Annotated in this window: 21 protein-coding genes; 18 read left to right on the forward strand and 3 right to left on the reverse strand. The window is 45.8% G+C overall.

The window, feature by feature from the left end:
- The first annotated feature begins 1 nt into the window (after position 1).
- The 12 genes from rnd to B4E62_RS01475 all read left to right on the forward strand — a co-directional run bounded on the left by rnd (position 2) and on the right by B4E62_RS01475 (position 14,187).
- Entirely contained in the window at positions 2-1,153 is a 1,152-nt protein-coding gene (rnd, locus tag B4E62_RS01420) for a ribonuclease D (RefSeq protein ID WP_331350774.1), read from the forward strand.
- A 17-nt stretch (positions 1,154-1,170) separates the two neighbouring features.
- Positions 1,171-1,467, forward strand: coding sequence for a YcgL domain-containing protein (locus tag B4E62_RS01425; RefSeq protein ID WP_310071980.1), 297 nt, complete (start codon positions 1,171-1,173; stop codon positions 1,465-1,467).
- Between the two features lie 36 nt (positions 1,468-1,503).
- On the forward strand, positions 1,504-1,947 hold the full coding sequence (locus B4E62_RS01430) for a YcgN family cysteine cluster protein (protein WP_310071982.1): 444 nt from the start codon (positions 1,504-1,506) through the stop codon (positions 1,945-1,947).
- A gap of 42 nt (positions 1,948-1,989) precedes the next feature.
- The gene (locus B4E62_RS01435) at positions 1,990-2,505 is read left to right on the forward strand and encodes a hypothetical protein (protein WP_310071986.1); all 516 of its coding nucleotides are present in this window, start codon (positions 1,990-1,992) and stop codon (positions 2,503-2,505) included.
- Between the two features lie 201 nt (positions 2,506-2,706).
- Positions 2,707-4,686: a vWA domain-containing protein gene (locus B4E62_RS01440; protein ID WP_331350775.1), complete on the forward strand. Its 1,980-nt coding sequence runs from the start codon at positions 2,707-2,709 to the stop codon at positions 4,684-4,686.
- Positions 4,687-4,694: 8 nt separating this feature from the next.
- Entirely contained in the window at positions 4,695-5,162 is a 468-nt protein-coding gene (locus tag B4E62_RS01445; RefSeq protein WP_310071989.1) for a GNAT family N-acetyltransferase, read from the forward strand.
- Positions 5,163-5,284: 122 nt separating this feature from the next.
- Positions 5,285-5,752, forward strand: a complete 468-nt coding sequence (locus B4E62_RS01450; protein ID WP_310071991.1) for a Dps family protein — start codon at positions 5,285-5,287, stop codon at positions 5,750-5,752.
- 458 nt (positions 5,753-6,210) lie between these two features.
- Positions 6,211-9,135 (forward strand): TonB-dependent receptor, encoded by a 2,925-nt coding sequence (locus B4E62_RS01455; protein WP_310071992.1) that lies wholly within the window; start codon positions 6,211-6,213, stop codon positions 9,133-9,135.
- A gap of 126 nt (positions 9,136-9,261) precedes the next feature.
- Entirely contained in the window at positions 9,262-10,836 is a 1,575-nt protein-coding gene (locus B4E62_RS01460) for a tryptophan halogenase family protein (protein ID WP_331350776.1), read from the forward strand.
- A gap of 44 nt (positions 10,837-10,880) precedes the next feature.
- Complete coding sequence (locus B4E62_RS01465; protein ID WP_331350777.1) at positions 10,881-11,612, forward strand: SapC family protein; 732 nt, start codon at positions 10,881-10,883, stop codon at positions 11,610-11,612.
- 22 nt (positions 11,613-11,634) lie between these two features.
- A complete protein-coding gene (locus B4E62_RS01470) occupies positions 11,635-12,648 on the forward strand; it encodes a cupin-like domain-containing protein (RefSeq protein WP_331350778.1) in 1,014 nt (337 codons plus the stop codon).
- A gap of 45 nt (positions 12,649-12,693) precedes the next feature.
- Positions 12,694-14,187, forward strand: coding sequence for a tryptophan halogenase family protein (locus tag B4E62_RS01475; protein ID WP_331350779.1), 1,494 nt, complete (start codon positions 12,694-12,696; stop codon positions 14,185-14,187).
- 9 nt (positions 14,188-14,196) lie between these two features.
- Here B4E62_RS01475 and B4E62_RS01480 read toward each other — a convergent pair whose 3' ends face one another.
- Positions 14,197-14,907 (reverse strand): DUF6445 family protein, encoded by a 711-nt coding sequence (locus B4E62_RS01480; RefSeq protein ID WP_331350780.1) that lies wholly within the window; start codon positions 14,905-14,907, stop codon positions 14,197-14,199.
- Between the two features lie 206 nt (positions 14,908-15,113).
- Here B4E62_RS01480 and hrpA point away from each other — a divergent pair, with 206 nt between their 5' ends.
- The 6 genes from hrpA (at position 15,114) to B4E62_RS01510 (ending at position 23,068) form a co-directional block, all read left to right on the forward strand.
- On the forward strand, positions 15,114-19,076 hold the full coding sequence (gene hrpA, locus B4E62_RS01485) for an ATP-dependent RNA helicase HrpA (RefSeq protein ID WP_331350781.1): 3,963 nt from the start codon (positions 15,114-15,116) through the stop codon (positions 19,074-19,076).
- A 179-nt stretch (positions 19,077-19,255) separates the two neighbouring features.
- Entirely contained in the window at positions 19,256-19,618 is a 363-nt protein-coding gene (locus B4E62_RS01490) for a hypothetical protein (protein WP_310072003.1), read from the forward strand.
- Positions 19,618-20,484, forward strand: a complete 867-nt coding sequence (locus tag B4E62_RS01495; RefSeq protein ID WP_331350782.1) for a DUF692 domain-containing protein — start codon at positions 19,618-19,620, stop codon at positions 20,482-20,484. The genes B4E62_RS01490 and B4E62_RS01495 overlap by 1 nt, the downstream gene beginning before the upstream one ends.
- A gap of 4 nt (positions 20,485-20,488) precedes the next feature.
- Positions 20,489-21,232, forward strand: coding sequence for a DNA-binding domain-containing protein (locus B4E62_RS01500; RefSeq protein WP_310072008.1), 744 nt, complete (start codon positions 20,489-20,491; stop codon positions 21,230-21,232).
- A 298-nt stretch (positions 21,233-21,530) separates the two neighbouring features.
- A complete protein-coding gene (locus tag B4E62_RS01505; RefSeq protein ID WP_310072010.1) occupies positions 21,531-22,514 on the forward strand; it encodes a porin in 984 nt (327 codons plus the stop codon).
- Between the two features lie 95 nt (positions 22,515-22,609).
- A complete protein-coding gene (locus B4E62_RS01510; RefSeq protein ID WP_331350783.1) occupies positions 22,610-23,068 on the forward strand; it encodes a hypothetical protein in 459 nt (152 codons plus the stop codon).
- A gap of 66 nt (positions 23,069-23,134) precedes the next feature.
- On the opposite strand, the gene B4E62_RS01515 is transcribed toward B4E62_RS01510, so the two are convergent.
- Together B4E62_RS01515 and B4E62_RS01520 are read right to left on the reverse strand one after the other, a co-directional pair.
- Positions 23,135-23,860, reverse strand: a complete 726-nt coding sequence (locus B4E62_RS01515) for a hypothetical protein (RefSeq protein ID WP_310072016.1) — start codon at positions 23,858-23,860, stop codon at positions 23,135-23,137.
- A gap of 374 nt (positions 23,861-24,234) precedes the next feature.
- The gene (locus B4E62_RS01520; protein ID WP_331350784.1) at positions 24,235-26,943 is read right to left on the reverse strand and encodes a TonB-dependent receptor domain-containing protein; all 2,709 of its coding nucleotides are present in this window, start codon (positions 26,941-26,943) and stop codon (positions 24,235-24,237) included.
- Between the last annotated feature and the right edge of the window lie 11 nt (positions 26,944-26,954).

Genomic DNA, 26,954 nt, shown 5'->3' on the forward strand with positions numbered 1-26,954 from the left:
AATGTTGATTCCGAGTGAACCTATCTGGATTGATCAAGACGATCAATTGGCCGAGTTGTGCGCTGTATGGCGTAAACAAGCGGCGATTGCTGTAGATACCGAGTTTATGCGCAGCGATACGTTTTATCCTATCGCTGGCTTGCTGCAAATTGGCGACGGTAAAGGCTGCTATTTAATTGATCCGCTGACGATCAGCAACCTTGCGCCGCTGCGCGAGTTAATGCTCGATACATCGGTAACTAAAGTATTGCACTCCTGCTCGGAAGATCTGGAAGTGTTTCAGCGTTGGTTGGGTGTTGTGCCCGCTCCTTTGTTTGATACCCAAATTGCCGCTGCATTTGCCGGGTTGGGGTTTAGTTTGGGGTACTCGGGATTAGTTAAAAATTTATTGACCATTGAAATCCCCAAAGATGAAACCCGCTCCGATTGGTTGCAGCGCCCACTCAGCGTCGCACAATTAAAATACGCAGCTCTGGATGTTGCGCATATGCTGATTGTGTACGGAAAATTACTGCAATTGCTTAAAACCAGCGAGCGATTGGAGTGGGTAAAAAGCGATTGTGCCGATTTGGTGGCTAATGCACGCAAAGTTGAAGATTATAGCGATGCCTACCAAAAAGTCGGTTTCGCTTGGAAATTGCGCCCGCAAGAATTGGCGATATTAAAACAGCTGTGTATTTGGCGTGAACGTGAAGCGCGCGCGCGTGACTTGCCGCGCAATCGTTTAATCAAAGAGCCGTCGCTGTGGGAAATTGCGCGCAAAAAAATTCAGGACATACCGCACCTGTCCAAGGTGCCGGATATTCCCTCGCGCACATTGAAAAACGATGCTGAAACGATTTTACAGATTGTGCGTGATGCGCTTGAGCTGGATGAATCGAGTTGGCCTGCGCGCCTCGAACCGCCACTGGCGCAGAGCGAAGGGCCGCTGATGAAAGCGCTAAAAAATTATGTGCGTGAATACGCAGAGCAGGCGCAATTGCCACCGGAAGTGTTGATCCGTAAAAAAGATTACGAATATCTAGTGCGCTCCGGCATGCAGGGTGGTGCGTACCAATTGCCTGCGCGTTTAATGGGCTGGCGCTTTACCTTGATTGGTGAAGGTTTGCTTAAGGTTGCCCAAACACAATCCCAGCAGTCTGAAACACTCTAAAGCGACGTCTATTATTTATGAAAATTATTTGCGAAATTTACCGCAGTCCTAAAGAAGAGGGTATGTACCTCTACGTAAAAAAGGAAGAAGGCCTTAGTAAGGTGCCGGAAGAGCTGCTAAAAGTGTTTGGTAAACCACAACAAGCGATGGTGTTGCTGTTAACTCCCGGCAAAAAACTGGCACATGCAAGTGTAGAGAAGGTGGCAGAAAGTCTTGAGGAAAAGGGCTTCTATTTGCAGTTGCCACCGCGCAATGAGCGCGACCCGGAAGCAGAGCGTTTACGCGCGCTTAATTCCAAATTGTCGGGGCATTAATTCGGGCATTCTTGTTATTTATTTGGATAGGCAACAATGGCACAACAGGTTTTTTGGCTGGCTAAGACGCTTGCGCAGATGTCTTCAGAGGAGTTTGAATCCCTCTGCGACGGCTGCGGCAAGTGCTGCCTGCATAAACTGGAAGATGAAGACACTGGCGATGTGTATTACACCAAAGTCGCCTGTCGCTATCTGGATCATGACACTTGCCGCTGTCAGGAATACACTGAGCGTCAGCGTCTGGTGGAAGCTTGCGCAGTGCTGACTCCTGCAAGCGTGCAAGATACTTACTGGTTGCCGGAAACCTGTGCCTACCGCCTGGTGGCTGAGGGAATTCCCCTGTTTGATTGGCATCCACTGATTTCGGGTGACCCTGAATCAGTGCACACTGCCGGTATATCCGTGCGTGGCCGTGTTGTGCATGAAAACACCGTCGATCCGGATGATTTGGAAGACCATGTTGTACGTTGGGTTAATTAATCGACCGCGGTCACAGATGATGGGCCGAAAGGAGACTTGATTGTGGAAAATATAACTGACTATCAATATGCCTGGATGATGTACCTGATCGGCGCAGTTGGCTGCAGCCTAGCGACCTGGTTACTATTTCGCCGTGCAGGGCGCGCCTGGGTGCATTTTTTTGTTATTACGGTAATGGTGATTTTATTCACCCCTTATGCCATTGATGCAGAAACCATGACCATGGCACCTGCGATTTATACGCTCGTGTTTGGGTATTTGGATGGCGGCTTTATCATTATCAAACCCGTGCTGAAACTCATGCTGGGTTTTTGGATTGGTGCCTTGATTCTCTCATTGATCTATCAATTACTAACGCGTAGTAAAACTCATGCATCAAGCGAACAAGGTTATCGCAACGGTCAATCTACAAAAGGTTATGTGCATCCAGAAATGCAGGACGATTACGATTATTCCCCCAATACCCGCCGTACCGCCAGTACCCGCAACTTAAGCCGCGAGGAGCGTATTGCGCGCGATGAGTTGCTGCATGAAGAGCCGATCCGCGCCGTCCGTTAAGCCTTATTCAATTTGTTTAGTGCAATCAAAAGCCAGCCATAGCGCTGGCTTTTTGGTTTTTGGTGAACCACTTTTTACAAAAGTCCCGATTGCCCAAAATGGCGAATTGGCGATGAGCTGCTATAACTAATGGCGATATGAGCGCAAAAAAGTTGCAGGTTCAGCGGCTTGCGCGCAGAGCGATTATTTATGGGAACTCTCATGCAACTTCTTGTTCGTATATTAATGTCCTGCCTGCTATTGGTTGCCGCTACGGCATCCGCGGATGAACTGACCAAACCCCTCCCAGCTGATGTTCGGGTCATTATTGATATATCCGGCAGTATGAAAAAAACCGATCCGGAGAATTTGCGCAAACCGGCGGTAGATTTAATTGTGCGGCTATTGCCCGACGCGAGCAAAGCAGGCCTGTGGACTTTTGGCCAGTCGGTCAATATGTTGATGCCGCACCGCGTCGTAGATCCACAGTGGCGCAGCGAAGGTGCTCAAAAAGCGGCAACGATTAATTCGGTTGCCATGTTTACCAATATCGGTGCAGCACTTGAAAAAGCGACTGAAGATTTCGCAACGCCTGCGCAAGATTATCGCCGCAATATTATTTTATTGACTGATGGTGTAGTGGATATCAGCAAAGAAGCTGTCGTCAATTTAAATGAACGCAAACGTGTACTGACTGAATTGTTACCGCGCTTAAAAGCCTCTGACTACCGCATACACACTATCGCGCTGTCAGGAGATGCGGATCAGGAGTTGATGAAGAAATTGTCCATCGCCACCGACGGTATTTTTGAAGTTGCCGATACTGCCGATGAGTTGATGAGTACTTTTTTGCGAATATTTGATCAAGCTGTTCCTGCTGAACGTGTCCCGCTCGATGAAAATGGTTTTCTGGTAGATGCCAGCATTCAGGAATTTACCGCGCTGATTTTTCGTCGCGCCGAGGTACCTGCAACAATTATTGTTGCACCTGATGGCAAAGAGTACAGCGGCACCGACCCGCAGAATAATGTCAATTGGTATCGCACCAGTAAATATGACTTGATCACTGTGCAGCAGCCTGTTCCCGGTCAGTGGAAAGTCAAAACTGATATGGCGCCCAATAGCCGCGTTACGGTAGTGAGTAATTTACAGCTAGTTGTTGCACCTCTGAAAAGCAACATTAAATCCAATCAGGCATTGGATCTTGCCTATTCGTTTCAAGAGAATGGTCAAACGATTACCAATAAAGATTTTCTGGATTTGTTGACCGGTAAGGCATTGGTTTCCAATCAAGCCTCCCATGAAGTAACGGAAATTGATTTGGCAACCGCTGCGTCTGCCGATGGTATCTTCCAGCATTCCCTAAACGGTTTTGGCAATGAAGGGGAGTACGATGTCACTGTCGTGATCGATGGAAAAACCTTCAAGCGCGAATTTGTCCATCACGTCAATATTACTGATTCAGCATTTAAGCTGGAAAAGCGCGTAGATGAGGCTGATGGTAAAAAGACCTACATGTACACACTAACCGCTGATCTGGAAACGGTTGATGTAGACAAGACCAAAGTGACTGCCGTAATTAAAAACTCCAAAGACAATAACCTGGAGCGGCAGCTAAACACGATTGGTAAAGATCACTGGGAGTTCTCATTTACGCCGGTGCAGGTAGCGCGTTATGACATTGTGCTGCAAGTTGAAGGTATGCAAATTGATGGCAGCCCACTGACCGAAACCATCAAAGCAGATCAATTCTATTTTCCGGATGAGGCAAGCGTTCTTGCTGCTGAACAACCAGTAAGTGAGGCGTCTTCATCGGTAGCTAGCGAACCCGCTGCTGCAGCGGATCCTGCAACTGAAAAAGAGCCTGAAGCTGAAGAGGAGTCGGATAATTTATTGCTGTATATCAGTATCGGTATTGGCAATTTGTTGGTGTTGGTGCTGGGGTACGTTGCCTATCGCCTGATCGCAGGCAAGGGCAATAAAGATGAATTGGCAGAAATTGAAAAAACGCTTGCAACGGATTCCGGTAGTTTGAAAAAAGACGCGGCCAAAAAAACGGCTATTGATGTCTCGGATGACCAGACGGCACATATACCTATGGGAGATATGTCGGGTTCGGAGATGAGTATGTCTGACGATTTGATGGCGGATAATTTATTTCCATTGGATAATTTGGATGATTCCGATAGCAACAAAAAATAAACTCCCTTATGTCTGTAATTGATTCCGTTTTTCTATCTACTGGTGATAAATCCTGTGTTTTTCAACCGGTTGAGTCAGAGCGTTTCGCACTGGTTGACCGTTTCTATCGCGCCCAGGGTTACAAAGTAAAATGCGGTGTGAATGAGCGTGTTTATGCTATGGCTGATAAAGATGGAGCCTTTATCGCTGCGGCTCGCTTGGTACCGCAAAGTTCAGGGCATTACTGGATGCGCAATTTGTTGGTCGCGAGCGATTGGCGCGGGCAGGGCATAGCAACCTGGTTAATGCTGAAACTCTTGCCTGATTTGACTCCGCGCCGCTGCTATTGTTTTGCTCTTCCACACCTGGGTGATTTTTACGCTGCATTGGGTTTTGTGCAAAACCCATCACACTGCCCTGAAGATATTCTCCGTACTTACAATACTTATCGCACCCGTGGCCGCGATTGGGTGCTTATGGGGTATATTCAAAGGTGAACCATTTTTTGCAATCCCCGCCATAGGCAAAAGCAAATGGCTGAGGGTTTGATCCGTATCTATAGTCATTTCAAATCATGTTGTTACTATTAATAAACAAGTAGGTTAATAAGGAGCCGCTTATGAATATTGATATCGGTATTTCCCAGCAACATCGCGAGGAGATTGCCCAAGGGTTGTCACGTTTATTGGCTGATACTTACACCCTCTATTTAAAAACCCACAACTTCCATTGGAATGTTACCGGCCCTATGTTCCAAACACTGCACCTGATGTTTGAAACCCAATACAACGAATTGGCACTGGCGGTAGATTTGGTGGCTGAGCGCATCCGCTCTTTAGGATTTCCTGCGCCTGGAACCTATAAACAATACGCCGCACTCAGCAGCATCAAAGAGGAAGATGGGGTCCCTGCTGCTAAAGACATGATCCGTCTGCTAGTAGAGGGTCAAGAAGCAGTGGTGCGCACAGCGCGCTCGCTATATCCCTCAGTTGAAGCTGCTAGTGATGAAGCCACCGCTGATCTGCTAACCCAGCGAATCCAGCTTCACGAAAAAACAGCTTGGATGCTGCGCAGTTTGCTAGAGTAAATCGCACTCTCGTGTTGAAGTAGATTATCTTTTATATCTGATAAACCCGGCTTGCCGGGTTTTTTATTGTTTAAAAATTAGGCGTACAACTAGGGATTTTTTGTTAGAACTCTGTCGTAAAACTGGGATGTGAGTAAATTCGCTACAAATTTTTACTAGTGAAATTGGCGTTGAATTTTATTTTAACTACTTGATTTTTATGACTGTTTTAGGGTGATTTAAATAAATTTAATTAACTGAACTTCCCATGTTGAACATTAGTGCCTTACTAGGACGCTGGTTTGACGCGAACTTGTGACTATGTAATGGGCTGAGAAGCTTTAAGCGACCAGCCTACTACAAAGGCAAGACCAGTATGGTAACTGGCTAAGGGATACGGCAATCCCAGGACATCTACTCCAGGAGAGTGATCCCGCACAGCAGGTTACGATAACAATAAACGGTTTGAGGATAAGTTCATGCAAAGACCAATCAACTTTAAGAAGAAGATCATCGCGAGCGCTATCGCAACCTACGCTTTGGCCGGGTTCAGTGGCGTAGTACTTGCACAAGACGGTAGCGTAGAAGAAGTTGTTGTTACCGGTATTAAAGGCTCATTACAGCGTGCAATGGATGTGAAGCGCGAGGCAGTCGGCGTAGTAGATGCTATCTCTGCCGAAGACATCGGTAAGATGCCTGATGCCAACCTCGCGGAATCCCTGCAACGTATTCCCGGTGTGTCTATTGACCGCGTAAACGGTGAGGGTAGTAAAGTAACTGTTCGTGGTTTGGCAGGTGACTACAATCTGGTAACCCTGAACAGCCGTCAAATGCCGGCTTCATCTTTCGGTACCAGCCGTTCATTTGATTTTGCAAACTTGGCTTCTGAGGGTATTTCAGGTGTACAAGTTTACAAAAGCGGCCGTGCTGATGTGCAATCCGGTGGTATGGGTGCATTAATTAACATCACGACTCCTCGCCCGCTTAGTAGCCCGGGCTTGAAGGCTGTTGTGGGTGCTAAAGCAGTAAAGGATGAGTCTTCTGTAATGGAAGACGACTTGACTCCGGAAGTATCTGGTTTGTTCAGCAATACGTTTGCCGACGACACTATCGGTATTGCCCTGACTGGTAGTTATCAGGAGCGTAACAGTGGTGACCGTAACGCCAACGTTGGTGGATGGTTCTCTCACACCAAAGACGGTGGTGACTGGGCTGGCGTACCGGATAGTGAAAAACCCAGCGGTGATCGTGCTTACGCGATTCCGGTAAACATTGGTTATTCAGTGACCGAAGTTAATCGTAAACGCTTAAATGGCCAGTTTACGCTGCAATATCAACCTGTTGAGCAATTGACGGTTACGGCGGATTACTTGTACGTGCAGCAAGAAACCGAAACCAATCGTTTTTCAAGTGGGATGTGGTTCACTCGTGCAAGCGGTGTAGATGTTGAGTGGAGTGATACCAACCCGGCTTACCCAGTTTCTTACACTGAAAATACTGGTTGGCACGAACTCGATAACTCCTTGAACTACAATTTGGCCGAGTCAAACCTCAAGTCAGCTGGTTTGAATGCTAAATGGGATGCCACTGACAATTTGACTGTTGAATTTGACGGTCATAATTCGACCTCATTCTCAGGTCCAAATGGCAAGTGGGGCAACGGCAACACCTTTAACATGGGTGTGTTTGATAACTACCGTGCCAACGTCGACTTCACTGGTGACTTCCCAATCCTCAATGTGGGTTATCAGGATGGTCGCACTGGGGCTATTCCGGATGTTTCCCGTGCGCAATTGACTAACAACGTATTCCGTGTGCAGCTGCAGGACTCCTCTGTAGACGAGTACCAGTTGAAAGGCACTTATACATTTGATGATAGTTTCATCGATAACATCAAAGCGGGTGTCGGTACGAATGAAATCACTAACCACTACTTTAACTTGGGTGTTCAAGCGCAAAACCAAGGTAGTTGGAATGGTGTACAGGGAGCCAACGGTATAGGTGATATTCCCACCTCTTATTGGAAGATTGACCAGTTCTCCAAATATTTTGACAACGGTGCGACTGGAAACTCTGGATTCCAAAACAATTTCATTCACGGCAACTGGAATGATTTGTTGGCGATTGGTGCCGAGTTGTATGGAACAGATGGCGGTGATTGCCCAAGAGCATATTGCACATCTTATGATCCGACCAAAGCAAACGATGGTTTTGCGGATCAATCAACTATCGAAACATCTGATTTTGCTTATTTACAAGCGAGCTTCAAGCAAGATATTGCTGGTATGCCAGCAAACTTGGCCGTAGGTGTACGTTATGAAACGACTGATGTTGAGTCGTCTTCATACCTGTCTACCTATACTCCGTACATTCGTTGGAATGGTGGTAACGAGTATGCGCTATTACCATCAGGCAGCAACGATGAGACAACTTACGGCGATTACTCCAAAACATTGCCCAATGTTGATTTCGACATTGCACTGACAGATGACGTTAAAGCTCGTGCGTCTTTCAGCAAAACGATTGCGCGTCCAAACTACAATGACATCAAAGGTGGGTTTGTTTGGAATACTGCACCACGTATTGCAATGGGAGAAGCTTCAGCCGGTAACCCGGATTTGGATCCGTTAGAGTCAACCAACTACGATATCTCTGCTGAATGGTACTACGCAGATGCGAGCTATGTGTCTCTTGGGGTATTCAAGAAAGACGTAGTTGATTTTATTGGCACTGACAAATTGCCACTGCCCAACAGCGGTTTCCATACGCCAGTGAATGGTCCAAGATGGAAAGCGGCAGTTGCAGCGGTTGGTACTGATCTGCTTGCAATTCAGAATTACATTCTGCAGAACTACCCTGCGAGTGTGAATCCGGCGACGGGTCACATATTCGCATTAGCAGAAGATCCAATTTTGCCATTTGAAGTTAACAGCCCCGTTAACAACAAAGACGCATCGTTAGACGGTGTTGAACTTGCTCTCCAGCACACCTTCGGTGAGTCTGGTTTTGGCTTCCAGGCTAACGCCACTAAAGTGGATTCCGATACCGAGTACGATAACCTGTCAAAAGCGACTCAGTTTGCGATTTTTGGTTTAAGCGACTCGGCTAACTTTATCGGTTTCTATGATAAAGATGGTTTGCAAGTGCGTATCGCATACAACTGGCGTGACAGCTTCCTGGCTAGCATTGGCGACAGCGCGGGTTCAAACCCTGTTTACACTGAAGAGTACGGTCAAGTGGATGCGAGCGTGAGCTATGACTTCACTGATAATTTGACGGTCTCTTTAGAGGCGTTGAATTTGACTGACGAAACCATGCGTCAATACAGTCGTCATGAGAATCTGGTGCGCAATTACTGGGAAACCGGTGCTCGTTACAACCTGGGTGTTCGTTACAGCTTCTAATATGTGGAGTTGGAGTTAAAACCGGAAAAGCCGCTGGGAACAGCGGCTTTTTTAACCGTTTGCGTTAGTCTTATTTCTGTATATGCTGCTTACCAATAAAAAAGATTAGCAATTTATAGGGCGTTTATGACTGATCATATAACCCGGGTTGTAATAGTGGGCGGGGGCTCCGCAGGTTGGTTAGCGGCGGGCATTATTGCAGCGTCAAGCCCGGTTCATGTTCATGTAAGCCTCATAGAATCCCCTGATGTCGCTCCTATTGGCGTTGGTGAAGGCACTTGGCCTACCATGCGCGCAACTTTGCAATCAATGGGCATATCGGAAACGGATTTTTTCCGCGAGTGCGATGCCAGTTTTAAACAAGGCTCAAAATTTTCGCGCTGGACGAGTTTGTCAAAAGACGATGATTATTATCATCCTTTCACGCTGCCGGCCAAATACCATGAAATTAATCTGGCACCTTTTTGGTTGCCCTTTAAAGATAAAATTGCTTTTGCAAATGCAGTTTGCCCACAGGCAGTCATGTGCGATTTGGGTTGTGCACCCAAACAAATCACCACAGCAGAGTTTGCTGCTGTATTAAATTACGGATATCACTTGGACGCAGGAAAATTTGCGCCATTTTTGCATAAGCACTGCGTTGAAAAATTAGGTGTTACTTACATTAGTGCAAATGTCACCGCAATTAATTCTCATGAAAATGGTGATATTCAATCGGTAAATACGGATACCCAAGGTAAGGTTGTTGGTGATCTGTTTATTGACTGCACAGGGTTGTCCTCATTGCTGCTCGGAAAACATTACAACATTCCATTTTTATCACAAAAAAATGTCCTTTTTAATGACTCCGCCCTTGCTGTTCAGATCCCTTACGCAGAGGGAGCCGATGCTATAGCATCGCATACGCTATCAACGGCGCAAACCCATGGATGGATTTGGGATATAGGTTTGCAGTCACGTCGTGGCATAGGCCATGTTTTTTCAAGTAACTATACTACTGATGAGCTTGCTGAGCGCGAGTTACGTAAATACATCGCCCCTACGGTGGGTGAAAAAATGGCGGAAGAGTTATCCGTTAGGAAAATTTCATTTAATCCGGGGCACCGCAATATTTTCTGGCATAAGAACTGCGTTGCAATTGGTCTGTCTGCCGGTTTTATAGAGCCATTGGAAGCGACCGCACTGGTATTAATCGAACTCTCGGCAAAAATGATTGCTGAGCAGTTTCCTGCTAATCGCAGTGCGATGGATATTGTGGCTAAACGATTCAATAATACGCTACATCATCACTGGAAACAGATAGTCGATTTTCTAAAGTTGCATTACGTGCTAACAAAACGCACCGATACTGAATACTGGCGCGACAACTGTCTTGCGGGCACTATTCCCGATAGCTTGCATGAATTGTTAGCGTTGTGGAAAGTGCAGTCTCCCTGGGTGCACGATGAAATACGGCGCGAGGAAATGTTTCCATCGGCCAGCTATCAATATATCTATTATGGTATGCAAAGCACTACAGATGTCGTGGCTGCAGATAGCAGCGCGCATGGCAATAGCAAGCGCCTATATGATAAAAATTTGAGGAAGGCGGAAGCGTTGTTTATAGAAAATGCCCAGTACATCCAGCAATTAAAAAAAGTATTACAGCCTAATCGCGATCTGATCAACAAAATAAAACAACATGGGCTGCAAACCATTTAAGCCCAATTATAACGATAGCGGAAACGCTTTATCCGGGAGATATCATGCCTAATTTTGCTTTATTAAATAACGTTGCCCATAAAAATCTGCGTGTGATTCGCGATAACACCGTGCAGTTTGGCGATAATGAAAGATCTGTTGTGACATTTCCGCAAGAGTTCCGTGCAATCCAAAATGAATACCCCATATTTTTTCAGAAAAATGCAGAAACTGGAAAGTTTATCCCTATTGCATTAATGGGACTTCGCCAAAATGAAAATCTTTTTTTATCTGAAAAGGGGTGGGATGCGCAATATGTTCCAGCCTCAGTAAGAAGACGGCCTTTTTTAATTGGAGTGCAGCCACCTAAACCGGGCGAAGGTAATCAGCCAAACCGTATGGTGTATGTCGATATGGATAGCCCGCGTGTCAATGAAGCGGTAGGAGAGCCAGTATTTTTACCGCATGGTGGCTACTCTCCTTATTTGGAATCTATAGTGGATTTGTTGGAGTACATCCAATATGGAACAGAATTAAATGACCAATTTATTGATGTGCTATTGGCATATGAACTGTTGGAAGTGGTCACACTTGAGATCACACTGAAAAACGGCGAGCGCAATAATCTTGCAGGGCTTTACACCATTAACGAAGACAAGCTTAGTGGCTTGGCAGGTGGTGCAGTAGCAGATTTGCACACCAAAGGTTTTATGGAGTGCATCTATATGGTGTTGGCTTCTCATTCCAATGTCATCAAATTAATTGCCCGTGTTGAGGCGAGGTTGTCAAGCCAATAACCAACATCGCCAAGTTGTTTTTATGATTAACATTGATAAAAAAGTGAAGGTTATTGAAGGCTGCACGCCTGATAAAATCCCCGATGAAGTATTGGCTTCATCGGAACCGTTGATTTTGAAAGGTTTGGCATCCTCTTGGCCAATTGCACAAGCTGGTTTAGCTTCTCTTGAGGAAGTTGAAAAGTACTTGTTGAAATTTTACGAAGGCCAAGAGGTGGTAGCCTTTTTAGGTAAACCTGAAAATAACGGTCGCATTTTTTACGATGAAACCCTCACAGGGTTTAATTATGATTCTGTCTCGACAAAATTGGATTTTGCATTAAAACAATTGCGTCAACACGCCGAAAATTCCGCCCCCCCCACGATTTACATAGGTTCTACATCGGTCGATCAATACTTACCGGGGTTTCGTGCAGAGAATGATATCGCTTTGGGCGAGCACAATCCGTTGGTCAGTATTTGGATTTCCAACAAATGCCGCATCGCTGCCCATTGGGATAGTCCGTTGAATATTGCTTGCTCGGTTGTCGGGCATCGCCGTTTTACCCTGTTTCCATTTGAACAGATGGAAAATTTGTATGTTGGCCCTTTGGATAAAACACCTGCCGGGCAAGCCATTAGTCTGGTGGATTTTTATAATCCCGATTTCGAAAAATTTCCGAAATTTAAAGATGCATTACCCTATGCACAGATTGCAGATTTGGAGCCCGGTGATGGGTTATTTATTCCCAGTATGTGGTGGCACCATGTTGAAAGTTTGGATTCTGTAAATGTACTGGTTAACTATTGGTTTAAAGGTGCCCCCGGATTTTTTGGGAAGCCGGTAAACGCACTTTTTAATGCAGTGCTATCAATTCGCGATCTTCCACCTGAGCAACGTTCTGCCTGGAAAATGATCTTTGATCATTATATTTTTGATTACAACAAAGAAGACTTTGCTCATATACCTGAACAAGCCCAAGGTGCGATTGGCGATTTGACAGATGATAATGCCCGAAAAATTCGAGCACGACTGCTGAATCAATTAAACAGATGAGTCATTCATCCAGATAATAAATGTTTAACTATTTTTGGTAATACTATGATCGGTGGTCAAGCAGTAAAAAACGTGGTGATTGTTGGCGGTGGCACCGCGGGTTGGATGGCAGCAGCTTCTTTCGCTAAATTATTAGGGAAAAGTATTTCTGTTACCTTGATTGAGTCAGATGAAATTTCAACCGTTGGTGTTGGTGAAGCTACTGTACCTCCTTTAATATTGTTAAATCGCTATCTTGAAATAAATGAACAGGAATTTCTTGCGTTTGTTAAGGGCAGTATCAAACTAGGGATTTCTTTTGAAAACTGGAAAAACGTTAACGAAAACTACTTCCATATGTTTGGTACACCAGGTAAAGACACTTGGGCAGCAAGTTTTCAGCATTTTTGGCTGCGTGGAAAGGAGTTGGGCGTTAACCATCCTTTGGGTGATTATTCGCTGGAGCACAAAGCAGCAGAGCATAATAAATTTGCGCACATGCCCAATGCGTCGCTCAATTACGCTTACCATCTTGATGCCGGATTCTATGCGAAATTTTTGCGCAACATAGCAGAGCAGGCAGGTGCGACTCGCATTGAGGGTAAGGTTACCAATGTTTCTCTGGATAAAGATGACTATATTAAATCCATTGAATTGGCATCTGGCCACATAGTTGAAGGCGATCTTTTTATTGATTGTTCTGGTTTCAGGGGGTTACTTATCGAACAAGCGTTGCATACGGGCTATGAAGATTGGTCACATTGGTTGCCGTGCGATAGTGCTGTGGCTGTGCAGACTGAATCAGTGCGTGACCCTGTACCTTACACTCGTTCTATCGCTCATGCTTCAGGGTGGCAATGGCAAATTCCGTTGCAGCACCGGGTAGGTAATGGTTTGGTGTACTGCAGCCGTTATATATCTGACGATGACGCGAAAAAATTATTGTTGGATAATATACAAGGGCGTTTGATTTCTGAACCAAAAATCATCAAATATCGCACTGGGCAACGCCTTAAACATTGGAATAAAAACTGTGTTGCATTGGGGTTAGCGAGTGGATTTATCGAACCCCTGGAATCTACTAGCATCCATCTGATTCAGCGAGGAATCACTCGCTTGATTCAGATGTTTCCATTTGCAGGTATTCGAGCTTGTGATGTGGACGAATATAATGAGCAGATGAAAGTGGAAATTCTGAACGTGCGGGATTTTATCATTCTGCACTATCATTTAACTGACAGAAACGATAGTCCATTCTGGCAATACTGCAGAAATATGGATATTCCCGAATCACTTGAACACCGCATGAGAATGTTCCGCGAGACAGGCAAGGTGTTTATTAAATCTTATGAATTATTTTCGGAAGCTTCCTGGTTGCAGGTCATGGTGGGGCAGGGTTTAATTCCTGAAAATTATCATCCTGTGGCGAATGAAATTCCGGCAGACGACTTGGTAAAATTTCTTGCGGAAATCCGCACGCAAGTAAATCAAAACCTGCCAAAAATGCCTACGCATAAAGATTATTTGGACTTTTATTGCAAAGCGAGCGATTGGAATTAATCGTTTTTATTATTTTAAATAAACGAAACTGTTTAACGTTAGCCGCCCAACAATCGGGTTGGGGCGGAACTGGAAGTTCTCTGGAATAGATGCGGAGTGAAGTACATCACTAGGGTACATAATCAAACGATTAAAATTGGACTCATAACGGGCAATTTCCTCGTAGTATTGGTTGGAGCCATTAATATATTTTTTATGCCAACTCGTATCCTGCGCCTCTTTTGCAAGATGTTCCCCGTATATATCCATTCGCTCAGGTGAAAGCAGTTCAAATCCAGTTGCTCTATGCCGATAAAGAGATGTACCACCTTTTTCTGGTGTGCAAAGGTAATGTACACACGCCAGCTTTTCTTTGTGAATCGTATCGACATGCGGGCGCGATTGCGGCAACGCTAAACGGGCCGGTGGAGTGAGTATCAATGAATAGGTAGATTGGGAATAATTGATATTTTCTCGCGTAAGGCTAAACGCTTCACAAATTATATCGGGTAAATAAGTTTGCAATGCCTGGCTATAAAACTCAGGTACATGAGATTGTATTCCGGGGTAATAATCCGTCCCATCGCTAAACTCGCCAAATTTCACCGCGTAGCCCAATAAAGCTTCCGCTTCGTGTAAAAAATTATCGATTACCAATACAGGTACTTTTTCATTGCCAACAATCTCAATGCGATAACGGAACTGTGGGTGCAGCGGCGGCAAGAAATTGTTATTGGACATGTTGTTGAACTCATGGTTTTTATACCGCTCATTATCACTTATTCCGAAACCGCCTTCCATGTTAATACTGGTTTTAGTGATGGGGGTTAAGCTTATGCTTTTGGTAAGCATTATTTGAATCACCAATCTTCCTCGCTGTATCATCCCCACCCAGAGTCACCGGCACCCTTAATCCTTATGGTGCCAATGCAGCAATCTGGGTCGATATGTCAAATATGTGGTTAAGTTATAAACAATCCATCGTCAACGTGATGGGGCAGGATCGGCACAATCTCACGCGCCGGCTGGGCGAAATAGAAAAGCTTGCACGTGCGGAAAAGCCCTATGATCAGGCTTTGGAGAAATGGCATAGCCAATTGGCTCGCTCACAAGCCGCCGTGGCGCGTCGTCAGCAACTGGTTCCTCTCGACATTGAATTCCCCAATTTACCCGTCTGCGAAAAACGTGAAGAGATCGCACAGATTATTGCCAACAATCAGGTAGTAGTATTGGCGGGTGAAACTGGTTCGGGCAAGACTACCCAAATCCCCAAAATTTGTTTAACCATCGGTCGTGGTGTGAGCGGGTTGATTGGCCACACCCAACCGCGCCGTATTGCCGCTAATACCGTTGCCAATCGCATCGCTGAAGAATTAAAAACCACGCTCGGTGAAAAGGTGGGCTATCAAGTTCGCTTTAGTGATCAGTCCAATGAAAATACCCTTATCAAAGTAATGACCGACGGTATTCTGCTGGCCGAAATCCAGCACGATCCTTATTTGAATAAATACGATACGCTCATTATCGACGAAGCCCATGAGCGCAGTTTGAATATCGATTTTTTGCTGGGTTATTTAAAACAACTTCTCCCCAAACGCCCTGATTTAAAATTAATTATTACCTCCGCGACTATCGATCTCGAACGTTTCTCACAACATTTTAATAACGCACCGATTATTGAAGTTTCCGGTCGCACCTATCCGGTTGAAGTCTGGTACCGTCCACTCTATGAGTTTGAGGGCAGCGACGAGAGTGAAAATGAACCCGACCAATACGCGGCGATCGTCGATGCGGTACACGAAATTGAATTGCACGAAAAGACCGGTTCGGGTGCTCGCGGTGGCGACATACTCATTTTTTTAAGTGGTGAGCGCGAAATTCGCGAGGCCGCCGAAGCGCTGCGCAAAGCACAGTTTGCGCATATGGAAGTAATTCCTTTTTATGCGCGCTTGAGTTTGGCGGAGCAGCAAAAAGTATTTGCACCTCACACCGGGCGGCGCATTGTATTGGCCACTAACGTGGCAGAAACCTCGATTACTGTGCCTGGAATTCGCTATGTAATTGATCCGGGTTTTGCGCGTATCAGCCGCTATTCCTATCGCACCAAAGTGCAGCGCTTACCGATTGAACCTGTTTCACAGGCTAGCGCCAATCAGCGCAAAGGTCGTTGCGGTCGTGTCGCTGAAGGTATTTGTATCCGCTTGTATAGCGAAGACGATTTTAATTCGCGCCCGGCATTTACCGATGCAGAAATTTTGCGCACCAACCTCGCTGCCGTTATTTTGCAAATGTTGCAATTGCGCATGGGCGATATCCATAAATTTCCATTTATCGATGCACCTGATCATCGTTTGATTAGCGATGGTTTTAAATTGCTGGAAGAATTACATGCGGTCAATGCCAAAAACCAGCTGACACCAGTGGGGCAGCAACTCAGTAAATTGCCATTGGATCCGCGCCTTGCCCGTATGTTGCTATCAGCACAGGAGCAATCCTGTGTGCGTGAACTATTAATTATTTCCAGTGCGCTCTCAGTACAAGACCCGCGCGAGCGCCCCGCCGAAAAACAACAGGCAGCCGATCAAAGTCATCGCCGTTTTTGGGCAGAGCACACGGATTTTGCCGGTTTTGTAAACCTGTGGGATTATTTTGAAACCCAGAGACAGGAACTCACGCAAAACCAATTGCGCAAACTCTGCAAAAAAGAATTCCTGTCTTATTTGCGCTTGCGCGAGTGGCGCGATGTGCATCATCAGTTGTGCGTTGCAGTGAAAGATCTCGGTATTCGCGTTAATTCTGAACCGGCTAATTATGAATCGGTGCACAAGGCATTGTTGACCGGCTTGCTCGGCAATTTGGGTTTTAATCATGAAGAGCGCGAATATCTGGGCGCACGCAACCGCAAGTTTGCAATATTTCCGGGTTCATCGCTCGCCAAAAAAACACCTAAATGGATTATGGCGGCAGAGCTGATTGAAACCTCTAAATTGTTTGCCCATACGGTTGCCAAAATCGAACCAGAATGGGTCATTGCCGCTGCTGAACATTTGGTGAAACGCCAGCATTTTGAGCCGCACTATGATAGCCGCAGCGGCCAGGTGATGGTGTTTGAAAAAATTACACTCTATGGTTTGACCATCGTTGAGAAAAAATCGGTCAGCTATAGCCATATAGATCCAGTGCAGTGTCGCGAAGTATTTATTCGCGCGGCTTTGGTAGAAGGGCAGTATGACCAACACCCCAAACGGAAAAGTTTGCAGAATAAAAATCCTGACACAGACTTTTTTATACATCAGCAACAGTTGTTAAAAGAACTGGAAGATCTCGAATCCAAAGCGCGTCGCCGCGATATCGTGGTGGATGAGCAGGTGATTTTTGATTTTTACAACGAGCGCATCCCTGAGTCTGTGGTAAATCTTGCCGGGTTTGATGCATGGCGAAAAAAAGCGGAACAGCAAAATCCGAAACTATTATTCCTGACGCGAGAGATTTTGATGCGTCACGGCGCGGGTGATATCACCCAGGCGCAATTTCCCAATGAATTGGAATGGCGCGGTATGGTATTTCCACTGAGTTACCATTTTGAACCAAACCATGCTTTTGACGGTGTGAGCATTCACGTGCCCATGAGTGTTTTACATCAAGTTCCGGAGCAGCGTCTGGAATGGTTGGTGCCGGGTATGTTGCGTGAAAAATGTATCGGCCTGATTAAATCCCTACCTAAAACTGTGCGCAAACATTTTGTTCCTGTGCCTGATGTGGTGGATAAAATTCTTGCCACTTTGTCACCTGACAATAAGCCCTTGACCGAAGCGCTGGGCCTGCAATTAAAACGCTTGACCGGTGTAGAGGTGTCCAAAGAGGCTTGGCTTGAAACCAGCGTGGATGATTACTACCGCTTTAATATCCATGTGGTGGATGACAAAGGCAAGGTCATCGCTAGTGGCCGCGAACTGGCGCCACTGCGCGATAAGTATCGCGAACGTGTACAACAAAATATTCAATCTGCCGCTACCAATATTGAACGTGATGGCATAGTAGCGTGGGATTTTGCTGAGTTGCCGCAAGCGATTCAATTGCCTCGTGGTGGAATCAGTATTCGCGCTTATCCGGCATTGGTTGACAAGCAATCCTCAGTTGCACTGCAAGTGTTAGATAATCCATTGCAAGCATTGGATATAACCCAGCGTGGACTCGCGCGTTTGGTGTATTTGTCACTAGCGCAAACAGTTAAATATTTGCAGAAAGAGTTATTGAAAGGGCAAGAGGTTGCATTGACTTTAGCGGGTATTGGTAACCGCGAGCAAGTGGCCGACGATTTAATTATGGCGGCGATCAAACAACTTGCTTTACCTGATCAGAAAAATTTACCTCGCACCCAAATTGCTTTTGATGAGCGGGTTAATCTTATTAAAGAAAAATTAATTGCTTATGCACAAGATTTGGCGAGCTATCTGGTTAGCAGTTTGAAATTATTGGTTGATGTTAAAAAACAAGTCAAGCAACAAAAAAATATGTTGGTGTTAGCGTTTACGATTAGTGATATCAATCAACAATTAGCGCAGTTGTTTTATCCCGGATTGGTGTATAAAACGCCTGCGCTGTGGTTGCAGCAATACCCGAAATACATGCGCGGCATCCAACAGCGTTTGGAGAAAGCGGCGTTGAACCCGCAAAAAGATAAACTTCAACTAACGGAAATAGTGCCGCATTGGCAGCGGCTAGTGGATTATCTGGCGAAAGAGGGCGATTACCGGTTGGCGCAGAATACGGCACTGATGGATTACCGTTGGTGGATTGAGGAGTTGCGGATTTCGCTTTTTGCGCAGACCCTCAAAACCCAGGTTCCGGTATCCGATAAGCGGATGGATAAACAGTGGGAGCAGGCCATGTTGGAGGCCCAAGGTTAAGAAATGTTGATCCCTTGTAACAAATCCGGGTGTGTTGAGTCTATCCTGTAACCATATGGTGGTTAGCTGTTGGAGTGTCCATAAAATCGGATGCATCCGCTAGCTCTACTGCCTTGGCTATGATAGTTTTCTTACGGCTTGAACAGCCCCTAACGACACATAACACGCTGGAGTTCATTATGAATAACAAAATTGCTTCTCTGTCTGCTTTGGTTGGCGCTGCTTTTGTAGCATCGGCGGCGTTGGCCCCAATGGCAACAGCGGCAGATGCCACCTTTGCTGCCACCTCGTTAAACGCAGGTTATACCCTAGCGGATAACGCCGATAAAACTGATGCCGAGCACAAGTGCGGTGAAGCCAAATGCGGCGCGGATAAAAAAGCCGAAGGCGAGCACAAATGTGGCGAAGGTAAATGCGCTGCTGAGCATAAAAAAGCGGATGGCGAAGGAAAATGTGGTGAAGGCAAATGCGGTGAAGGTAAGTGTGGTGCCGATAAAGCCGAGAAAAAAGACGAAGCTAAAGAAGAGAAAAAAGCTGAATAATGCCAGCGCATTCTTTGGTGGATTATTCTGCTGCAATCGTCGGTGCAGGTTTAGGCCTGCGCCGGACGCTGCTAAATACCCTTGAAGAATCCACGCCAGACGATATCCATTTTATGGAAGTGGCACCGGAAAATTGGATTAATGTCGGTGGTCGTCTTGGTAAAAAATTTCGCGCTTACACTGAGCGTTTTCCGTTTGTCTGCCATGGTTTATCCCTCTCAATTGGTTCGCCCGCACCACTGAATACAGATTTGCTACACTCAATAAAAAAGCTGATGCAAGAGCACGGTATCCGTTATTACAGCGAGCATTTAAGTTATTGCAGCGATGACGGGCAGCTCTACGATTTATTGCCCATTCCTTTTACCGAAGAAGCCGTTGACTATGTCGCCGCGCGTATCCAGCAAGCGCAGGATATTCTTGGCCAGCGCATTGCCATCGAAAATTCTTCTTACTATTGCGCACCACAGCAGGAAATGACGGAAAGTGAATTTATCAATGCCGTCATCAAAAAAGCAGACTGCGCGCTCTTGCTTGACGTAAATAATATTTACGTTAACAGCATTAATCATAATTACGATCCCTACGAGTTCCTATCCAGCTTGCCTGGCGAGCGCACCGCTTACATTCATATTGCAGGCCATTACAAAGAAGCCGAGGATTTGCGGGTAGATACCCATGGCGCACCGGTAATTGCATCGGTGTGGGATCTGCTCGACAAAACCTATGAACTGTTTGGTGTAAAACCGACGTTGTTGGAGCGCGATTTTAATATTCCACCGCTGCCAGAATTAATGGCGGAGTTAGATGAAATCAAAACACGCCAGCGCTTGTCTTCGTCAATCAATGTTCGTGCTGGTCTATAGCATCATGAAATCGTTTCAAGAAACCCAACTGGCATTTACCCAACATTTGCGCGCCCCCGATCGCTACCCTGCACCAGCAGAAATGAACGATACGCGGATGGGTATTTATCGCGACTTGATTTACAACAATATTGAAAGTTTTATCGCCAATGTATTTCCTGTTCTGCGTTCACTGCTCAGCGACGGGCATTGGCATTCGATGGTGCGCGATTTTATTCATCGCCACCGCTGTCAAACGCCGTATTTTTTGGAAATCAGTGAGGAGTTTTTGCAGTATCTGTCGCAAGAGCGTGGCATGTGCGATGGCGACCCGGCATATTTGCTTGAACTCGCACACTATGAGTGGATTGAGTTGGCGCTGGATGTGAATGAGGCGAGTATTCCAGCGGTTTCTGCCTATCCAGAAACGCCGCTTCTATCTAAACCACGTGTTTCGCCTTTGGCTGTGTGTTTAAGCTATCAATATCCCGTACATAAAATCTCTCCCCGCCATCGACCTCTGGCACCAGAGCTGACACGGTTAGTGGTATACCGCAACCGCGAGGATAAGGTGCGTTTTATGACGGCTAATACTATGACGTTGCGCCTCTTACATTTGCTGCAAACCAACCCCCAGGCTACCTTGGGGGACCAACTGCAACTTATTGCCACCGAACTGCAGCACAACCAACCTGACGTTTTGTTTGGTGAAGCTCAGGTGCTCATTAATGAGCTGTTTGCATTGGATGTCATCAGCCATTTTGAGTAAGGGATATCCGTGACTACATTTTCACTGGTGATTTTTGCAGCCATTTGGTTATCAAAAGCGCAAAAATAGTGCAAAAAGTTTGGTCTTTTACCCTAAAACCACGTTTAATCACAAAATTAGGGCAAATTTCTTTATATAATCCGCCCGCGACATTCAGAGTGCGTTTTGTCATCTTTCTGTAACTTTATGGTCACACAATGGCAACACCCCTGAAACACAAATGTCATTTTATTAATAACACCTGACTCCCGGTGTTCAGGGTCTGAACACCAAACACACACATCCAGGAGACGACTCCATGAAAAAAACATTATTGGCTCTGGTCATTGCATCTGTACTTCCCGCCGCTGCGTTCGCCGACGTTATCGTTTATGGTAAAGCAAATGTGTCTGTGCAAAGCACCGATGAAGCTGCTCTTTCCAGCGCTAACGGCAACCAAGCTGACGGTAGCAAAGTTGAATTGCTGAGCAACGCATCGCGCATTGGTGTTAAAGGTGGTGAAGAAGTTAATTCACAGCTGAAAGTAATTTATCAATTTGAATACCAAACTGAAGTGGATGATGGTACCAACGGTAGCCAGACTTTTGGTCAGCGTAATATCTATTTGGGTTTGCAAGGCTCTGCCGGTACTATTATGGGCGGTCACTTTGATACCCCGACAAAAGTCGCGCAAGAAAAAATTGATTTGTTCAACGATCTGGAAGGTGATATCACACATATATTCAAAGGTGAGATTCGTGCGAGCAACATCGTTCAATACGTAACTCCAACCTTTGGCGGTGGATTCTCTGGTTCGGTTGCTTATGTGACTGAAGAAAATGATGGTGTGACCAAAAAAACCGGTGAAACAGGTAACGGTATTTCTGCATCATTCGGCTACAACAGCCCAACGTTTTATGTTGGTGTAGCTATGGATCAGGACGTTGAAGCTGAAGGCGTTGATTTGATTCGTGTGGTTGGTCGTTTGACTCTCGGCGCTTTCCAGTTAGGTGTGTTAGGTGAGAATTACGATAACGGTGTTGCCGATGAAGAAGATGGTGCACTGGTTTCTGCATTGTGGAATGTAACTGACAAGTGGGCGGTAAAAGCACAACACGGCAGCTCAGAAGTTAGATGGATTGATGGCGAAAGCAGCAGCATTGGTGTGGATTACAAAATGACCAAGAGCGCTACTTTGTTTGGTTATTACACCGTGGTAGAAAATGGCCAGCCAGATTTGGTTGCTGTAGACAACTACCGCGATGATAACTACGCTGGTATTGGTTTGGATTACAAATTCTAATTGTTGTAGTTCTTACTATGCGAAAATAAAGGGTGCCTCGGCACCCTTTCTTGTTTGTACGTAATTTTGATAAGTAGCTAAAAAGAGGTGATGCGATGAAATGGTTACTGACAGTTATTATCAGTGCGTGTTGCGCTACTCAGTCCTATGCCGATGACACCTGTGAAAATGCTGTTGACGCGGCCGATTCAATGAATGTAAACCAGCAGAATTGCGATTACACCGATGAAGGGCTTAATGGGGTTTTACACAAAGCCTTTAAAAAAGGTAGTGAAGGGGCAGTGCTGGAAACGGCTATAGAAAATTCTGCTGATGAGAAAATCCCAGCAACAGGAGGAGCAAAAAATCTCCCAGGTAACTCCCTACAAGCTAAAAAAGTTTTTTCACTCAGTGTTGAAGTGGATCAATGGTCAAGCGTCGCTTTAGCGCGCACGCAGTTGTTGCCTAAAGCTATGGAGCGATGCGCAAACGGTTTTTCCGTGATACGTGAAAATTATCGGCCGCTGGCGATGGGAAGAATTTCGCTGGTGATAGAATTTGTCTGCCTTGATTAACTAATTGTGAAGTGTAAAACAAAAAAAGGCCGCAAATGGTGCGGCCTTTTTTGTGGGATAAAAAATCTATTTTTGGTAATTAACCACGGCGATGTAGTGCATGGCAGTCGGTTTGTCTTGCACAAATCCGGGAATAAATTTGGATTTTTTCAGCGAGCTTTCTATGCTTGCTGCGTCTGCTTGTTTGCGTAGCGCGGCTTCGATGGTGCTCACAGTTTCCACTTTGCCATCGGCTTCAATGTTTGCCATAACGCGGGTCATTTTGCCTTCGGCAAAAAATAACTTTCCGTCACCGTGTTCTTTGGTGGAGTAGGTGGCATACCAATCACTGGTATCCAACCGCTCTTGCGGTGCGTAATAGTGAGTACCGTGTTGTGCTTGCAGAGTGCCTAAATTGGGTAGCAAAACAATCGGTGCCTGTGTGCCGGCCAGTGAATAGACAACACGCATTTGCATTCTCACCGGAACGGCTTTGCCATCAATAGTGGCGGGGGTGAAGGTGGCTGACTTGAGTGCGGATTCCGTTACTTTTTGCATGGATACCAGTGGGCTGTTTTCATAGCAGGTGACTGCGTTGATATTGCCGGTGGTCATTACATCAGCCTGGCAATAAACCGCGACGGTTTTTACGCCCTCGCCAAACGAGGCCGGCATAGTGATTTGTTTACCCAGAGTTTCTTCTGCATTGCCAAACTTTGCTGGAGTATAAGCTGCTGCATAACTCGCAATGGGTGCAATAGCCGCTAGTATTACCAGTGAGCGAATGGTTTTTTGTAGGAAATTTTTAGTCATAGTGTGCTCCTCGTGAATTATTAAACGGCTATCTGCACCCTTCTGGGTCATTGATCTCCGGCTTCATTGTTAGATTAGCACTCGGCTTAGCACACTAATGTGAATAGTTTGTGACACTTTTTGATTTAAATAGAAATAATTTAAAAATATTTAGTTATTTCTGTGATTTTGATTATAAGTTTTGCCCCGAACTAGGGGCGATTGGTTTTTTTAGTGTCCCTGAATATGTATTTTGGCTGCTTAAATCACCGTTTAAAAAGTATAGTTCTGTATTTTGGTGCGAGGCAGTCAATTTCTGTGCACATAAAAAAACCACCCTAAGGTGGTTTAATTGGATGGGGCTATTTCCGATTTCCTACCGGTAGATCCACTGCCTAGTAGGTATATTTCACATCCAGGCCAAAGCTGGTTCCTACCTGTTGTTTTAAAATTGTTACATTTTCACCGTTGGAATTTACTTGTTCGAATATACGCTCCTCATTGAGGATGTTACCGATTTTCACTTTGGTAGTGAGATTGTCAGTTGCGTACCAGGAATAAGTTATGTCCAGTGAGTTGAATGGTTGCTCGTAGGCGTCTTGATGGTTACCGATACTGCGTGCAGCAAAAAATAAACGTTCACCGAACAAGTTGTAGATCAATGATGCACTGTGTTGGCCATCGTCCGAATCAAAGCCCAGTTGGGTATTGAGTACGTATTCCGATTGACCGGTCATGCGCCGAATATTGTTGGTATAACCCAAGCCTTCTGCTGAAATAATTTCTGAATCGCTGAGTGTCAGGTTGGCGGACACAAAAAAGCCGCCGCTCAAATCGCGTAATGCTTCCAATTCAAGGCCGTAGATCTCACCGCTGGCAGAGTTTTCAAAGGTGAGTATTACGTCGTCATCCGAGCCGGGTAGGCGAGTGCTTTCAATGGGGTTGGCGATATCCTTGTAAAACAAAGTTGCGGTAAAGTTATTGCCGCTATCAAAAAACCACTCTGCTCGCACATCGTAGTTTTTCAATTCAGAAAATAACAAGCCCGAGTTGCCTTTCACTTTCATGCCTAATTCGGTGTCGATATAGACTACATCCGACATTTCGCGCAGGTCAGGACGAACAATCGTTTCGCTCGCATTTAAACGAAGTTGGAATACTTCCGTATTCATAAAACCTTCGTTCATATAAGTCACTGCGAGTGATGGATACCAATCATCCTGAACGATGCCATAGCGTTGATTGGGGTTTTCGGTAATGTCTTTAATGATTTTCAACAAGCTGTTGCCGGTGTAATCGAGCAGATCGACCGGTAATAAACCTTGTTTGAAAGTCTCTTTGCGTGCACCGCCAGAAATACGCCAGGTATCATTCCAGTTTGCATCAAACATCCCGTATGCGCCTTCGATAATTTGTCCGGCCACGTAACTTTCTGTACCAAATCCACCGCCCACACTCAATTCAAAATTATTATTGAGGTTGCCGATAGTGTTGTTATTCAGTACATCGCCTACATTGCCCGCTAATACCGCGCTTTGGTTGCCTGAGCCGTCAATGTTTGCGGTATAGCCATAATATTCGCGCGATTTTTCGTTGTAGTTGAAGCCGCCAGAAAGTGTTAATTCCAGGCTATCAAACACCAAGGGTACTTTGGCATTCCAGCCGTTGCTGATGACATTGTCTTCCAGGTTCAGGAATTCAAAACTTGCCATTGCCGCACGGGGAGAAAGCTGGGTGCTTATCAGCGCACCTGTTGTGGGGTCTACAGTATTGTCGCCAGCAACCAGTGTGTGATTGGGGACATCGGTCTTTACGGTTGAGTCAGAATAAAACCAATCAAATACCAGGGTATCCAAATGGGTTGAATTAAATTGATCGAATTTGTGTTCGCCCGTCGTTTGCGCGACTTCCAATTCGCGGTTTTCCATACGCGTTTCATAAAATGCGTATTCGCTGCCTTCTGCAAGTGTGTAATTGCTGCCGTTAAATCCGGTTTTGATGAGCGCTTCGTCGTAAATATGCTCTATGTGATAGAAGCTCGCCTGCAGTTTGTGCATGTCGGTGTATTCCAAGCTTAAATTGCTGGAAAGTAACTGACGTGTTTCTTCACTGGTGCGTGCAGTTTTTGAGTAGCGATCATCCGGAGAGCCAATATCGCGACGCTCCTGATCTTTATTGCGCCACTTGGTGTCTTGGCCGAAGTTGGCAACTGCGCCGAATGAGAGCTCTTCGTTGATATCCCATTTGTTACCGAGCGCAAGGCTGCCGGCATAATCAGCCGGTAGCGACTTCTTGTAAATCTCAACATTTCGATTTAATGAGAGAATTAAATCGCGATTGGTTTGTTGGGCAAATGCATCGCGTTCTGCAGTAGTTGCTGATTGATTCGCGCGTTTGTAGAAATCACCGATTCGTTGCTCGCTGACTACACCCTGATAAGTATTCAGCGCATTTTTTAGTTCCGTTGGCATATTGTATTTATCGCCGTGGCTGGCGTGCGTCAGGCCGTCATCGCTTTCGCTATTCATCCCGCTGCCCATTGAAACACTGAAGAGCAGTTCATCGGGGACACCTTTGGTACGCACATCAATCGCGCCGCCACCGAAATTTGCTGCCAGTTCTGGTGAGTAGGCTTTTTGTACTTTTAATGATTGAACGATAGAGGACGGAATCAGATCCAGTGGCAATACGTTGCGGGTCAACTCAGGTGAGGGGACTGCGGCACCATTCAAGGTCGTGCTCATGTAGCGTTCGCCGAGGCTGCGTACATATGCATATTTGCCGTCGAGCAGGGTGACGCCAGTTACGCGAGTTAAAGCTACTGCTACGTTGGAGTCGCCGTTACGGGCGATCTGGTCGGAACTCATCAGGTCAGCGGCAAAGGCTTCTTCCATGCGTTCAGTGACAACGGATTGGGCGGCACTCTGCTGCCTGCCGGTCACCAGCATTTCTTCTACAACGGGAGCATCAATTTGCGGTAATTCGAGTGCGGGGACTTCAACTTTTTGTTCTGTATCCTGGGCGAGAGCAATCTGGCAAATACCCAGAGAAGCGGCGGTGATGGCCAGGAAAAGCTGGCGTCGCTTGGTATTTAATGTCTGCATGGTTAAAACCT

It is taken from the genome of Cellvibrio sp. UBA7671 (genome assembly GCA_002483145.1).
Lineage (GTDB): Bacteria > Pseudomonadota > Gammaproteobacteria > Pseudomonadales > Cellvibrionaceae > Cellvibrio > Cellvibrio fibrivorans.

Coding starts and splice junctions, on each gene's coding strand:
- B4E62_RS01520 (WP_331350784.1), bottom strand. CDS start 26,943: ATGCAGACATTAAATACCAAGCGACGCCAGCTTTTCCTGGCCATCACC.
- B4E62_RS01465 (WP_331350777.1), top strand. CDS start 10,881: ATGCCTAATTTTGCTTTATTAAATAACGTTGCCCATAAAAATCTGCGT.
- B4E62_RS01440 (WP_331350775.1), top strand. CDS start 2,707: ATGCAACTTCTTGTTCGTATATTAATGTCCTGCCTGCTATTGGTTGCC.
- B4E62_RS01510 (WP_331350783.1), top strand. CDS start 22,610: ATGAAATGGTTACTGACAGTTATTATCAGTGCGTGTTGCGCTACTCAG.
- B4E62_RS01460 (WP_331350776.1), top strand. CDS start 9,262: ATGACTGATCATATAACCCGGGTTGTAATAGTGGGCGGGGGCTCCGCA.
- B4E62_RS01500 (WP_310072008.1), top strand. CDS start 20,489: ATGAAATCGTTTCAAGAAACCCAACTGGCATTTACCCAACATTTGCGC.
- B4E62_RS01445 (WP_310071989.1), top strand. CDS start 4,695: ATGTCTGTAATTGATTCCGTTTTTCTATCTACTGGTGATAAATCCTGT.
- B4E62_RS01470 (WP_331350778.1), top strand. CDS start 11,635: ATGATTAACATTGATAAAAAAGTGAAGGTTATTGAAGGCTGCACGCCT.
- B4E62_RS01490 (WP_310072003.1), top strand. CDS start 19,256: ATGAATAACAAAATTGCTTCTCTGTCTGCTTTGGTTGGCGCTGCTTTT.
- B4E62_RS01480 (WP_331350780.1), bottom strand. CDS start 14,907: ATGTCCAATAACAATTTCTTGCCGCCGCTGCACCCACAGTTCCGTTAT.
- B4E62_RS01430 (WP_310071982.1), top strand. CDS start 1,504: ATGGCACAACAGGTTTTTTGGCTGGCTAAGACGCTTGCGCAGATGTCT.
- B4E62_RS01450 (WP_310071991.1), top strand. CDS start 5,285: ATGAATATTGATATCGGTATTTCCCAGCAACATCGCGAGGAGATTGCC.
- B4E62_RS01425 (WP_310071980.1), top strand. CDS start 1,171: ATGAAAATTATTTGCGAAATTTACCGCAGTCCTAAAGAAGAGGGTATG.
- B4E62_RS01475 (WP_331350779.1), top strand. CDS start 12,694: ATGATCGGTGGTCAAGCAGTAAAAAACGTGGTGATTGTTGGCGGTGGC.
- B4E62_RS01455 (WP_310071992.1), top strand. CDS start 6,211: ATGCAAAGACCAATCAACTTTAAGAAGAAGATCATCGCGAGCGCTATC.
- hrpA (WP_331350781.1), top strand. CDS start 15,114: ATGTCAAATATGTGGTTAAGTTATAAACAATCCATCGTCAACGTGATG.
- B4E62_RS01495 (WP_331350782.1), top strand. CDS start 19,618: ATGCCAGCGCATTCTTTGGTGGATTATTCTGCTGCAATCGTCGGTGCA.
- B4E62_RS01515 (WP_310072016.1), bottom strand. CDS start 23,860: ATGACTAAAAATTTCCTACAAAAAACCATTCGCTCACTGGTAATACTA.
- rnd (WP_331350774.1), top strand. CDS start 2: ATGTTGATTCCGAGTGAACCTATCTGGATTGATCAAGACGATCAATTG.
- B4E62_RS01505 (WP_310072010.1), top strand. CDS start 21,531: ATGAAAAAAACATTATTGGCTCTGGTCATTGCATCTGTACTTCCCGCC.